This window comes from Rathayibacter sp. AY1D9, assembly GCF_002932395.1.
GTDB lineage: Bacteria > Actinomycetota > Actinomycetes > Actinomycetales > Microbacteriaceae > Rathayibacter.
In genome coordinates, this window is the sequence record NZ_PSVQ01000003.1 from 74,879 (window position 1) to 87,749 (window position 12,871).

Genomic DNA, 12,871 nt, shown 5'->3' on the forward strand with positions numbered 1-12,871 from the left:
GTCGACGCTCGGAGCCGGTCAGGCCTGCTCGGCGAGCACCTCGAGGGCGCGGCGGTCGGGCTTCCCGGAGGCGAGGAGGGGGATGCGGCCGACCGGCAGCACGGCCGCGGGAGCGGCGGCGCGCCCGAGGCGGTCGGCGATCAGGGTGCGCAGGCCGGTGAGCGCGGGAGCCTCCTCCGCCGTGACGACGACCGGGACCTCGCCCCACTGCTCGTCCGCCCGCCGCACGACGACCGCGTCGGGGACGGGCCCCTCGCGGAGCACGGCCTCGACGGCGTCGAGCGACACCTTCTCCCCGCCCGACACGATCACGCGGTCGAGCCGACCGGTCACCCGGAGGCGCCCGTCGACGATCGACCCCGCGTCGCCCGTGCGGTACCAGCGCTCCCCGTCGAGCTCGAGGAAGGCGGAGGCGCTGCGCTCGTGGTCGATCGCGCCGTCGGCGTCGAGGTAGCCCTCCGCGAGGGTCGGGCCGCCGAGCAGCACCTGCCCGTCCTCGACGCGCATCCGCACGTCGTGGAGCGGGACGCCGTCGTAGACGCAGCCGCCGGACGTCTCGCTCGATCCGTAGGTCAGGCGGATGCGCGCACCGAGGGCGGCGGCGCGGTCCCGCAACGGCTGCGGCGTCGCCTGGCCGCCGATCAGGAGCGCGTCGAACGAGCGGAGCGCCTCGGCCGCGGCCGGATCGCGCTCGGCGAGGTCCAGCAGCCGCGCGAGCTGCACGGGGACCAGCGAGGAGTACCGCCGCTCCCCCGCCGGCATCGTCCGAGCGAGAGCGAGGAAGGCCGCCGCGTCGAAGCCGCCGGCCGGGAGGACGACCGGGTCGGCCTCCGCGGTCAGCGAGCGGACGAGCACCTGCAGTCCCGCGACGTAGTGCGTCGGCAGGCAGAGCAGCCAGCGTCCCGGCCCGCCGAGCTCGGCGAGGGTCGTGGAGGCGCTGGTGAGCAGGGCCGCTGTCGAGAGCGCGACCCGCTTGGGCGGCCCCGACGAGCCCGAGGTCTCGACGACGGCGGCGACGCGCTGCGGCACGACGGCATCCTCGGAGGCGGTCGCAGCGCCGGGGGCGGAGACGCGGATCGCCGGGCCGCTGCCGTCCAGGGCCGCGCGAAGAGCGAGGAGGACGGCCTCGACCGTCGCGTCGACACCGGCGAGCGGGCGGGTCACCTGCGTGCCCTCCGGCTCAGAACTGCCACGGGAACGGCGACCAGTCGGGCTCGCGCTTCTCGAGGAAGGAGTCGCGTCCCTCGACGGCCTCGTCGGTGCCGTAGGCGAGGCGCGTGGTCTCGCCCGCGAAGAGCTGCTGGCCCACGAGGCCGTCGTCCACGGCGTTGAACGCGTACTTCAGCATCCGGATGGCCGTGGGCGACTTGGTGAGGATCGTCTCGGCCCACTCCACCGCGGTCGTCTCGAGCTCGGCGTGCGGGACGACCGCGTTCACGGCGCCCATCTCGTAGGCGCGCTGCGCGGAGTACTCCCGCGCGAGGAAGAACACCTCGCGCGCGGCCTTCTGCCCGATCTGGCGGGCGAAGTACGCGGAGCCGTAGCCCGCGTCGAAGGAGCCGACGTCGGCGTCCGTCTGCTTGAAGCGCCCGTGCTCGGCGGAGGCGAGGGTGAGGTCGCAGACCACGTGGAGCGAGTGCCCGCCTCCTGCGGCCCAGCCGGGGACGGCCGCGATGACGACCTTCGGCATGAAGCGGATGAGGCGCTGCACCTCGAGGATGTGCAGGCGGCCGTTCCGCGCGGAGTCGATGCCCTCGGCGGTCTCGCCGTCGGAGTACCGGTAGCCGTCGCGGCCGCGGATCCGCTGGTCTCCTCCCGAGCAGAACGCCCAGCCTCCGTCGCGCGGGCTCGGGCCGTTGCCGGTGAGGATGACGACGCCGATGCGCGGGTTCGTCCGGGCGTCCTCGAGGGCGCGGAACAGCTCGTCGACCGTGCGCGGCCGGAACGCGTTGCGGACCTCGGGCCGGTCGAACGCGACGCGCGCGATGCGGCCGGAGCGGTCGTGGTGGTAGGTGATGTCCTCGAGTGCGTCGAAGCCGTCGACGGCCGCCCAGCGGTGGGCGTCGAACAGTTCGGAGACCTGCGTGCTCATGCCACGACCCTACTGATCTGGACTGCACGGCGACTCGACACCGCCCGGGCAGACGGAAGGGGACCCCGCTGACGCGGAGTCCCCTTCCGGTGCTCGCCCCTACTTGGCGGCGGAGGTGGTGCGGTTCTCGGCCGACACCATCCAGGCGTACTGCTCGAGGCTCTGGATGATCGCGTGGAGGAGATCCGCGCTGGTCGGGTCCTCCTCGTCCACCTGGTCGTGGACCTCGCGCATGGTGGCGGCGGTGTTCTCGAGGCGGATCGTGACCAGGTCGACGGTCTCGGCCGTGTCGATCTCGCCGTGCGGGTACTCGGGGAGGGTGGTGGTCGCGGCGACGGTGTCGCTGCGGCCGTCCGGGATCCCGTGGAGGGCGCGCATGCGCTCGGCGATGTCGTCGCTGAACTCGCGCGCGGCCTCGATGATCTCGTCGAGCTGCAGGTGGAGGTCGCGGAAGTTCTTGCCGACGACGTTCCAGTGGGCCTGCTTGCCCTGGACGTGGAGCTCGATCAGGTCGACGAGGACGATCTGGAGGCTGTCGAGCAGCTCCTTGGAGGCCTTGAAGCCCTTCTCGGCGTTCTGACGGCGGCTGGTCTTGGCACCGGAGCCCGCGGGGGCTTCGACGTGGCGTTCGAGGGTGGTGGTCATGGACCGTTCCTTTCTCTTGCAGTGCCGGGTGCGGTGTCCCGCCCCGAGTCTGGCTTCTTCGGCTGGACGGCGCCCGCACGCGCGGGGTGCGCGCGCTGGACGGGGCCCGTGGTTGCGGGGATCAGATCGTGGCGACGGATCCGGCGTCGACGCGGTAGTTCGAGCCGTTCACGAACGAGGCGCGGTCGGAGCAGAGGAAGGCGATCACGGCTGCGACCTCCTCGGCCTCGCCCCGGCGCTTCAGCTCCATGTACGGGCGCTCCTCGTCGAGGAAGGACGAGATCGCCTCGTCGACCGAGGTGCCCCTCTGCTCGGCGCGCTTGGACATCATCGCGTCGGTCATCGGAGTGCGGATGAACGCGGGCGAGACCGTGTTCACGAGCAGGCCCTCCTGCGCGTAGGAGCGCGAGAGGCCCTTGGCGAAGGCGAGGACGCCCGCCTTCGCGGCGCAGTAGGGCAGTTCGTCGTCGTAGGGCTGCACGGCGTCCTCGGAGGCGGTGAGCACGAGCCGGCCCCAGCCTCCGGTGCGGAGGTCGGGGAGGAACTCGCGCACGAGCCGCACAGGCCCGAGCAGGTCGACCTCGAGCGTGCTGGTCCAGCCCTCGTCGTCGATCTCGTGGAACAGGCCCTGCGCCCCCGTGACTCCGGCGCACTGCACGAGGATGTCGATCGCGCCGACCGCTCCGGCCACGCGGCGGTGCAGCTCGGCGAGCTGCTCCGTGCTGGTGACGTCGGCGGCGAAGGCGTGCAGGCGGCCCTCCGGAGCGTCGAGCCCGGCCGCGGCCCGGTCCAGCTCCGCCTGGTCCTTGTCGGTGATCACGACGGTCGCGCCCTCGGCGAGGAGGAGCTGCGCCGTGGCCAGGCCGATGCCGGAGTCGCCTCCGGTGACGAGGGCGGTGCGGCCGGTGATCCCGAGATCCATGCTGAGGTGCTCCTTGTGGGTGCGGTGCGAGGGGGTGGTACCGGTCTACGCCCCTCGGAGCCGGCCCTCAACGGGTTGCGCGGACGCCGTCGGCGGGGTTACGCGCGGCCGACCTTCTCCGGCGCCAGCTCCTCGATGGTGATGGCCGCGTTGATCAACGCGAGGTGGCTGAGCCCCTGCGGCAGGTTGCCCCAGAAGGCCAGGTCGTCGACCGCGATCATCTCGGACATGATCCCGACGTCGTTCGGGACCGTGGCGACGAGCTCGTCCATCAGGGCGACCGACTCGTCGTGCCGACCGACGCAGGCCAGGGCGGAGGCGAGCCAGAACGAGCAGGCCACGAACGGGTGCTCCTCGCCCTCCATGCCGGAGTAGCGGAACAGCAGCGCGCCGCGGCCGAGCTCCTTCACCAGGGCGTCGATGGTGGAGATCATCCGCTCGCCGCGCTCGTAGCCGCTGGGCGCGTGCAGGAGCACCGAGGCGTCCAGCTCCTCGCTGCCCGGGTACATCACGTAGGAGCCGAGCTCCTCGGACCAGCAGTGCTCCTCGATCCACTCCCGGATGCGGTCGCGCTCGAAGCGCCATCGGTCGGGGCTGCCCGCGACCTGGCCGAGCTCCGCCAGGTGCACGGCCGCGTCGAGCGCCTGCCAGCAGCCCATCTTCGAGGAGGTGTAGTGCTGCTCCTCCTCCAGCTCCCACATTCCTGCATCGCGGTTCCGCCACAGGTCGCAGGTGGTGTCGGCGACGCGGGCGAGGAGCCGACCGGTCTGGATGTCGAGGACGTTGCCCTCGTCGACGTAGATGCGGCAGATGTCGAAGAGGTCGCCGAAGACGCCCAGCTGCAGCTGGCTCTGCGCTGCGTTGCCGGCGACGACCGGGCCGATGCCGGCGTAGCCCGGGACGTCGAACTCCTCCAGGACGGTCGGCATGGAGCCGTCGAGTCCGTAGAAGATGTGCAGGTCCGGCCCGTGCTCCTTGATCGTGCGGAGGAGCCAGGACAGCGCGGCGTGCGTCTCCTCGCGCAGGCCGAATCGCACCAGCGCGTGCATCGTGTACGCGGCGTCGCGCACCCAGGCGAAGCGGTAGTCCCAGTTCTTGCCGCCGTTGGGCGACTCCGGGAGCGACGTGGTCGCGGCCGCGGCGATGGCTCCTGTGGGCGAGTAGATCAGCAGCTTGAGCGCGAGGGCGCTGCGCTGGACGGCCTCGGACCACGGGCCGTCGTAGGAGAACTCCTCCGACCAGTCCTGCCAGCTGCGGATGGTGCGGTCGATGCCGCGGTCGACGTTCTTCGCGACCGGGAAGTGCAGCGGCTCGTCGTGCGTGGCCGACACGACCAGGACGTGCCGCACGGCGTCCTTGCCCGCGGTGACGACGAAGGAGCCCGTCAGCTCGTCGCCGGCGCCGGAGGGCGCGTCGTCGCCGTCGGGCCCGTGCTCCTGGCCGGTGACGCCGATGGTGATGTCGCCGGCGCGGATGAGCGAGCGGCCGTCGGCGTTCTGGATCCACGGGGAGAACCGGCCGAGTCCCGTTCCGGGACGCACGGCCCACCGCATCCGCACCTCGCCGTCGACACCGTCCACGCGGCGCGCGAGCTCGGCCCACGGGAGGCGGCCCGCGATCCCGGTGACGAGCGCGTCCGTCACGCGGACGGTGCCCGACTCGGTGGTGAAGGTGGTCTCGAGGACGTTCGTGTCGCGGATGTAGGCGCGCGAGACCTCGGCGGGCTCCTCGGGGGCGAGCTCGACGCAGCCGCCGGACTCGGCGTCGATCAGGGCGGCGAAGGCGGGGGTGGAGCCGAGGTCCGGGACGGGCATCCAGTCGACGCTGCCGTCCTTCGCGATCAGGGCGACCGTGCGACCGTCTCCGATCGCGGCGTAGTCGCGCAGGGGCCTGGTCGAGCGGGGTGCAGCCATCCCCTCACCGTAGGGCGCGGGCGGTGCGCCGATTCGGGCTTGCGGGCGGACGGGCTTGCTTGTAGCGCCCGGTCAGGTCGCGGCGACTCCGCCGTACTCCTCGAGGCGGTCGGTGAACTCGCCGCGGTCCTCGTCCTGCAGGACCCCGTTCGCGTACCCGGCGAGGAACGCGCCCTGCGGGTCCGGCGAGAGGCCGACTCCGTCGAGCATGTCGGCGACCAGGCCGGTCGGATCGGCGTCGAGGTCGACGAGGCCCAGCTCGATCGCGGGCACGAGGTCGGCGGAGGAGCGGGCGGTGACGATCCAGAGCGCGGCCGAGGCCTCCTCGTCCGAGAGGTCGCCGTCGAGCTCGTAGCCCGCCTCCGACCACTCCTCGGGGGTGTCGGCCACCTCGACGTCGTCGAAGCCGAGGGGCGAGAGCGCTGCGGTGAAGCGGTCGACCGCCGCCTGCCTGTCGGCGTCGGTCGAGACGTCGGCGGCGGCGTACTCGGTCGCCGAGATGTAGTCGTAGAGGAGGGAGGGCCCGCCGTAGGCGTTCTGCGACTGCTCGTAGTACTCGTCGTCGGCCGAGGTCCACTCCTCGGGGACGGCGCCCTCGACGGCCGCGACGGCCTGCTCGGCACTCGCGCGCACGTCCTCCGCGGACGGCTGGCCGAGGATCGTCGCGGCGTCGCCGTCCTGGTAGCCGGGGTAGTCGTAGAGCGGATCGGACGGGTCCCCGCTGCCGAACGGGTCGTCCGTCGGGTCGCCGAACGGCTCGGACGGAGCGCTCGTCGACGCGGTGCCGGCGGCGGAGTCGAGCGCGCCGCCCACTCCGACGGCGACGAGCGTGCCGAGCACGCCGGTGTAGACGACGCCCACGAGGAGGCTCGTGCCCAGCGCGATCCAGGCGCCCCTGCCGAGCGGGCGGCGGGAGGGGACGGAGCCCTGCGTCGGGCCCGGGGCGGGCGCGGGCGGCGGGCTCATCGGCATCTGGCTCATCGCACTCCTCCGGACTCCAACGGCAGCCTCGTCAGTCTGGCACCTCGGCGGGCGCTCGGAGGAGGGACCCCGGGGGCTTGCGCGCGCGTCGCCGACCTCCTGCGCCCGGGTGGCCGCCGCGTGGCCCCGGCCGGTGGACAATGGCCGGATGGACGACGTCGTGCCCGCCTCCCCGCTCCCCTCCCTCGGCGAGATCGACGCGGGACTCCGCGTCGTCGCTCTGCCGCTGCGCACCCGCTTCCGCGGTGTGGACCACCGCGAGATCGCGCTCGTGCGCGGCCCCGAGGGCTGGACCGAGTTCTCGCCCTTCCTCGAGTACGGCGCAGAGGAGTCGGCGGCGTGGCTCCGGGCGGCGATCGACTACGGCTGGAGCGAGCAGCCGGCACCGCTGCGCGACCGCATCCCGGTGAACGCGACCATCCCGGCCGTCGCACCGCACGAGGTCGCCGCCGTGCTCGCGAGCTACCACGGCTGCCGCACGGCGAAGGTGAAGGTCGCCGAGCGCGGCCAGACGCTGGCCGACGACGTGGCCCGGGTCGTCGAGGTCCGCCGCCTGCTCGGTCCGGAGGGCCGGATCCGCGTGGACGCGAACGGCGGCTGGAACCTCGACGAGGCCGAGCACGCCGTCCACGCCCTCGCGGAGTCCGACCTCGAGTACGTCGAGCAGCCGTGCGCGAGCGTCGACGAGCTGGCGGAGCTGCGCTACCGGGTGAAGTACATGGGCATCCCGATCGCCGCCGACGAGAGCGTCCGCAAGGCCGCCGATCCGCTCGCCGTCGCCCGGTCCGGAGCCGCGGACCTGCTGGTCGTGAAGGCCCAGCCGCTCGGCGGGACGCGCCGGGCGCTGGCGCTCGTCGCCGAGGCGGGGCTGCCGGCGGTGGTCTCGAGCGCGATCGACAGCTCGGTCGGACTCGCCATGGGCGCCGCCCTGGCCGCGGCGCTCCCCGAGCTGCCCTTCGACTGCGGACTCGGCACCGCGTCCCTCCTCGCCGCGGACGTCACGGAGCGGCCGCTGCGGCCGGTCGACGGCAGCATCCCCGTCGGCCGCGTGGAGGTCTCGGAGGAGCTCCTCTCCCGTCACGCCGTGTCGCCGGAGCGGCTCGCCTGGTGGCGGGCGCGGCTCCGCGACTCCTACGCGCTGCTCTGATCGTCGGCGGCGGGCGCCGCGTCCGAGGAGCGGCAGAATGGGAGCGTCGGCCGCCGGTGCCCGACGCATCCCCCACCCTCGAGCATCGGAGCACCGTGAGCGCATCGACCGTCCCCGTCTTCCTCGACTGCGACACCGGCATCGACGACTCGCTCGCCCTGGCGTACCTCCTCCGCTCGCCCCGGGCCCGCCTCGTCGGGATCAGCACGGTCAGCGGCAACACCGACGCCCGCCGGGCCGCCGTCAACAGCCTCGGCCTGCTCGCGCTGGCAGGCCGCGACGACGTGCCGGTCGCCGTGGGGGCGCACCACTTCCTCGAGGAGGACTACGCCGGCGGATCTCCGCACGTGCACGGCGACGACGGCATCGGCGGGGTCGCGCTGCCCGAGGGCGGCGAGCCGGTCGACGAGGATCCGGCCGACCTCCTCCTCCGTCTCGCTCGTGAGCACGAGGGCGAGCTGCGGCTGGTCGCGATCGGCCCGCTGACGAATCTCGCGCTCGCCCTCCGTGCACACCCGGAGATCGCGTCCCTCGTCCACTCGGTGACCGTGATGGGCGGAGCCGCGCTGGTCCCCGGCAACGTGACCGCCGTGGCGGAGGCCAACATCTGGCACGACCCTGCGGCCGCCGCCGAGGTCGTCGCGGCCGACTGGGATCTGACGCTCGTGCCCCTGGACGTGACCATGCGGCACCTGCTGACGGAGGAGGACCGCGCCGTCCTGCTCGCGTCGCCCGATCCCCTCGCGCAGGCCATCGGGCAGGCGCTCGACTTCTACTTCGACTTCTACGTCGGCCACTTCGGCGAGCGCACCGCTGCCATGCACGACCCCATGGCCGCCGCGATCGCCGTCGACGCCGTCGCCCTCACCTCCGCCCCGCGCGTCCACGTCACTGTCGACGCCACCCACGGCCCCGGCCGCGGCCAGACCGTCGCCGACCTCCGCGGCATCTACCGCGGCGTCCATCCCTCCGACGCCCGCACCCGCATCGTCCTCGCCCTCGACGCCCCTTTCGCCCCCCACCTCATCGACGTCGTCACCGCCGTCTGACCCGCGCGGGGCCACCCGAAGCCCGTCCGTGCCCCCGGCCCCGACACGCCCGTTCCTCGATCAGCACGCACCGACCCGGCGCTTCCGTACGCGGGAACTCGACAGGCTCGCTCCGAGCGTTCGTGTCAGGGGATCTCGATACTCGCGCTGCTCACTACTCGATCAGCATGTCCCGTCGACCGCCGTCCCCCCGTCCTCCCGCGAAGCGCAGCTCCCCAGAACCCGACCGCGCAGCGGAGCGCTCCCCCACGGCGACCGCACCCCCACGGCGATCGCGAAGCGGAGCCCACCCACCTCGGCGACCGCGGAGCCCACGCTGACCCGACCGCGAAGCGGAGTCCACCCACCACCGCGACCGCGAAGCGGAGCACTCCCCCGCGGCGAACGCGAAGCGGAGCCGTCCCCAGTGCGCGTCCTGGTGGGCGGTCGGCGGGGCCTGGTGGGGTCGATCGCAAGGCGGAGGGGTCGGGCGTAGCGGAGCTACGTTCGTCGCCGACAACGCCGCGAGGGGCCCCACCAGGCCCCGCCGACCCGATTACATGCCGGTGTCGAGGCCGGAGTAGGCATGGAGTCCCTTGAAGAACACGTTGACGACGCCGAAGTTGAACATGACGGCGGCGAAGCCGACGATGGCGAGCCAGGCGGAGGGGGTGCCGCGCCAGCCGCGGGTGGCGCGGGCGTGGATGTAGCCGGCGTAGATGGTCCAGATGATGAAGGTCCAGACCTCCTTGGTGTCCCAGCCCCAGTAGCGGCCCCAGGCCTTCTCGGCCCAGACGGCGCCGGCGATGAGCGTGAAGGTCCAGAGGATGAAGCCGAGGATCGTGACGCGGTAGGCGAGGTTCTCGAGGGTGAGGGAGCTGGGCAGGGTGCGCAGGAAGCGGAGGACCGAGCGGGGGCTGTCGCCGGAGGATTCGCGGCGGGCCTGGAGGAGCTGGGTGACCGAGAGCGCGAAGCCGAGGGCGAAGAACGCGGTGCCGAGGATCGCGACGAGCACGTGGATGACCAGCCAGTAGGACTGGAGTGCCGGCGGGAGCGGGACGACGGCGACGTAGTAGTTGACGGTCGCGATGCCGAGGAGCACCAGGACGAGGCCGGTGATGAACGCTCCGAGGAAGCGGAGGTCCCAGCGCAGCTGGACGGCGAGGAAGACGCCGATGATGATGAGCGTCCCGGTCATCGAGAACTCGTACATGTTCGCCCAGGGGACGCGGCCGGCGGCGACGCCGCGGAGGACGGTCGCGCCGAGGTGGAGCACGAAGCCGAGGAGCGTGAGCGAGAACCCGATGCGCATGGTCTTCGAGCGGGCGGGGGCGCGGTAGACCTCGTCCTCGACGCGGCTGCCGATGCGGGAGAGCGTCGCGGTGCGTCCGGAGCCTGCGGCGGCGACGGTGGCCTTGCCGCTGGCCGCGCGGTCGGCGGCGGCCGCGGAGGCGACGCGCTCCGCCTCCTGCACGACCTCGATCGACTCGCCGTCGGCCAGGGAGGCGCGGCGGGCGAGGTCGATCGCGAAGAAGACGAACGCCATGGCGTAGATGCCCATGGCGGAGGAGAGGCACAGCACCGAGTACTGCGAGAGGGTCGCGATCACCTCCTCAGGGTAATCGCTCGCCGCCCCGCCCGCCCCTTCGCGCTTGCACAGACTCGGCCCCTGCCCAGCCGGGCGGCGCCTGTGGAGGGGCCTCCGGCGCGTCCGGGAGCCGGGTCAGTCGAGCGGGGCGTGCCGGTCGGCGATCGTCCGAACGGCGCGCACCAGCTGCGGGTCCTCGCCGCGGGCGAGTCCCGCGTACTCGAGGAGCAGGCCGCCGTCGTCCTGAGCGGTCGCCTTCACCCATACGCGGCGCCGCGGAACGAACAGCGAGGTGAGGAGTCCGGCGAGCACGAGGATCGCGAAGAGCAGCACCCAGCCCTGGGTCGCGTCGTGGTGGATGTCGAACGAGGCGAAGCGCTTGACGCTGTCGGTGCCGATCCGCGTGGGGTCGGCGCCCGTGTTGTCGAAGGTCACGCTGCCGAGCCCGTTCGGGAGCTCGGCCGTGTCACCGGGCTTGAGGGTGATCGGCGCGACGCCGGTGGTGCCGCCGGTGAGCCGGGTCAGCGAGTCGGTGTTGAGCGCGTAGACGGACGTGGGCACTCCCCCGTCGAGGCCGAGGTCGCCCGAGAAGACGTTCAGCGAGAGCACGGGGTACTGCAGGTCGGGGAAGATCGAGGTCGAGGCCCCGGAGGCCAGCGTGTCCTGCGTCGGGTAGAAGAAGCCGGTGAGGCCCAGCTGCTCCGAGAGCCCGTCCGGCACCTTGACGACGCCGACGGAGGTCAGGTTCGCGTCCTGCGGGAGGAACGGCACCGAGTCGGTGAAGATCGCCCGGCCGGAGGGGTCGCGGACCGTGATCGTCGGGGCGTAGCCGTTGCCGAGGAGGTAGACGTTCGTGCCGCCGATCGCCAGCGGGTCGTTGACCTTGATCGTGCGGTCCTCGGTGCGCCCGCCGCGCTCGGAGGTCGTGACGTTCGCGGTGAAGTCGACGGGCTGGCCGAGCGCCGACTGGTTCTGCTCCTCGTACTTCACGTCGAGGCTGTCGAGGGTCAGCTGGTACGGGTCGAGCTGGCTGCTGTCGAAGAAGCGGCCGGGGTTGAAGGAGTCGTAGGCCGCGAGGTTGTTCGCGAACCCCTGGGAGCCCTCGACCAGCACGCGCTGCCCGCTGTAGCCGAATCCGCCGCCCACTCCGACGGCGACGAGGATGCCGACCAGGGCGGAGTGGAAGACCAGGTTGCCGGTCTCGCGGAGGTAGCCGCGCTCGGCCGAGACGCTCGACCAGCGGCCGCGCGGGTCGTCGTAGCGCTCGACGCGGTAGCCCGCCCGGCGCAGGACGGAGTGGGCGGAGGCGACGGCCTCCTCCTCCGTCGCGCCCTCGACCTCGCGGACGGTGTAGCCGGCGAGGCGCTGCAGGCGCGCGGGGGTGCGCGGCGGGCGCGACCGCATCGCCTGGAAGTGGTGGCGCGTGCGCGGGACGATGCAGCCGATCAGGGAGATGAACAGCAGCAGGTAGATGCTCGAGAACCAGGCGGAGGTGTAGGTGTCGAACGCCTGCACCCTGTCGAGCAGGGGCGCGAGGTCGGGGTTGTCGACGAAGTACTGGGTCACGCCGTTGGGGTCGGAGGAGCGCTGCGGCACGAGCGATCCGGGGACCGCCGCGATCGCCAGCAGCAGCAGCAGGAACAGCGCCGTGCGCATGCTGGTGAGCTGGCGCCACATCCAGCGGAGCCAGCCGGTGAACCCGAGCGCCGGCTGCGTGACGGTGCCGTCGGAGTCGTAGTGGTCGGCGGGGCGGAAGGAGGCGTCCGTCCTCCGCTGCGCGGCCTCGTCGGGGCGGCGCGTGCTCTCCTCGGGCTCAGATCGCCGGCTGGAAGCCATCGATCACCGCCGAGAGGGATCCGTAGACGAGGGTGTTCCAGATGCCCGTGACCATCAGGACTCCGATCAGGACGAGGGCGGCGCCGCCGAGGATGTTGACCACGCGGATGTGGCGCTTCACGAAGGCGAGCGTGCTGGTCACCCAGCTGAAGCCGAAGGCGACGAGGAGGAAGGGGATGCCGAGTCCGAGGCAGTAGACCAGGGCGAGGAGGGCGCCGCGCCAGGGCGAGCCCACGCCGTAGCTGAGGGCGAGGATCGAGCTCAGCGTCGGGCCGAGGCAGGGCGTCCAGCCGACGCCGAAGACGATGCCGAGCAGCGGCGCTCCGATCAGCCCGGTGGCGGGACGGATCCCGGGCCGGAGCGTGCGCTGGAGGAACGAGAACTGGCCGATGAAGACGAGCCCCATCGCGATCACGACGAGCCCGAGGACGCGGGTGATCAGGTCGGTGTACTGGCGCAGCCAGAAGCCGACCGTGCCCGCCGCCGCACCGTAGAGGACGAACACCAGCGAGAATCCGAGCACGAAGAGGAGGACGCCCAGCACGACCCGGCGGCGTCCGCGTGCCGCGCGCTCGTCGGCGTCGGTGAATCCGCCGACGTAGGCGAGGTAGCCGGGCACCAGCGGGAGCACGCAGGGCGACGCGAAGGACACGAGCCCGGCCAGGAGCGCGATCGGCACGGCCAGCAGGAGCTGACCGCTGACGACGATGTCGCCCACG

Annotated in this window: 11 protein-coding genes; 2 read left to right on the forward strand and 9 right to left on the reverse strand. The window is 72.7% G+C overall.

Annotation, left to right across the window (positions count from 1 at the left end):
• Nucleotides 1-18 precede the first annotated feature (18 nt).
• From C5C50_RS02885 to C5C50_RS02910, 6 genes are all read right to left on the reverse strand, one after another.
• Nucleotides 19-1,164: an AMP-binding protein gene (locus C5C50_RS02885; protein ID WP_104262956.1), complete on the reverse strand. Its 1,146-nt coding sequence runs from the start codon at nt 1,162-1,164 to the stop codon at nt 19-21.
• Between the two features lie 16 nt (nt 1,165-1,180).
• A complete protein-coding gene (locus C5C50_RS02890) occupies nt 1,181-2,092 on the reverse strand; it encodes a 1,4-dihydroxy-2-naphthoyl-CoA synthase (protein WP_068255374.1) in 912 nt (303 codons plus the stop codon).
• A 99-nt stretch (nt 2,093-2,191) separates the two neighbouring features.
• Nucleotides 2,192-2,737 carry a Dps family protein gene (locus C5C50_RS02895; protein ID WP_104223596.1) on the reverse strand — a complete coding sequence of 182 codons (546 nt, stop codon included), beginning with the start codon at nt 2,735-2,737 and terminating at the stop codon, nt 2,192-2,194.
• A 121-nt stretch (nt 2,738-2,858) separates the two neighbouring features.
• Nucleotides 2,859-3,659 carry an SDR family NAD(P)-dependent oxidoreductase gene (locus C5C50_RS02900; protein ID WP_104272796.1) on the reverse strand — a complete coding sequence of 267 codons (801 nt, stop codon included), beginning with the start codon at nt 3,657-3,659 and terminating at the stop codon, nt 2,859-2,861.
• 98 nt (nt 3,660-3,757) lie between these two features.
• Nucleotides 3,758-5,572: a glycoside hydrolase family 15 protein gene (locus tag C5C50_RS02905; RefSeq protein ID WP_104247930.1), complete on the reverse strand. Its 1,815-nt coding sequence runs from the start codon at nt 5,570-5,572 to the stop codon at nt 3,758-3,760.
• Between the two features lie 72 nt (nt 5,573-5,644).
• Nucleotides 5,645-6,553, reverse strand: coding sequence for a hypothetical protein (locus tag C5C50_RS02910; protein WP_104260464.1), 909 nt, complete (start codon nt 6,551-6,553; stop codon nt 5,645-5,647).
• A 148-nt stretch (nt 6,554-6,701) separates the two neighbouring features.
• Between C5C50_RS02910 and C5C50_RS02915 the strand changes: the two genes are divergently transcribed.
• Both C5C50_RS02915 and C5C50_RS02920 read left to right on the forward strand, forming a co-directional pair.
• Nucleotides 6,702-7,700 carry an o-succinylbenzoate synthase gene (locus C5C50_RS02915; RefSeq protein ID WP_104260465.1) on the forward strand — a complete coding sequence of 333 codons (999 nt, stop codon included), beginning with the start codon at nt 6,702-6,704 and terminating at the stop codon, nt 7,698-7,700.
• A gap of 95 nt (nt 7,701-7,795) precedes the next feature.
• Nucleotides 7,796-8,749, forward strand: coding sequence for a nucleoside hydrolase (locus C5C50_RS02920; protein WP_104272828.1), 954 nt, complete (start codon nt 7,796-7,798; stop codon nt 8,747-8,749).
• Between the two features lie 535 nt (nt 8,750-9,284).
• Here C5C50_RS02920 and ccsB read toward each other — a convergent pair.
• The 3 genes from ccsB to C5C50_RS02935 form a co-directional block, all read right to left on the reverse strand.
• Nucleotides 9,285-10,289 (reverse strand): c-type cytochrome biogenesis protein CcsB, encoded by a 1,005-nt coding sequence (ccsB, locus tag C5C50_RS02925; protein WP_104224871.1) that lies wholly within the window; start codon nt 10,287-10,289, stop codon nt 9,285-9,287.
• Nucleotides 10,290-10,451: 162 nt separating this feature from the next.
• The gene (locus C5C50_RS02930; protein WP_104272797.1) at nt 10,452-12,152 is read right to left on the reverse strand and encodes a cytochrome c biogenesis protein ResB; all 1,701 of its coding nucleotides are present in this window, start codon (nt 12,150-12,152) and stop codon (nt 10,452-10,454) included.
• Nucleotides 12,130-12,870: a cytochrome c biogenesis CcdA family protein gene (locus C5C50_RS02935; protein ID WP_244230512.1), complete on the reverse strand. Its 741-nt coding sequence runs from the start codon at nt 12,868-12,870 to the stop codon at nt 12,130-12,132. The genes C5C50_RS02930 and C5C50_RS02935 overlap by 23 nt, the downstream gene beginning before the upstream one ends.
• Nucleotide 12,871: the final 1 nt, after the last annotated feature.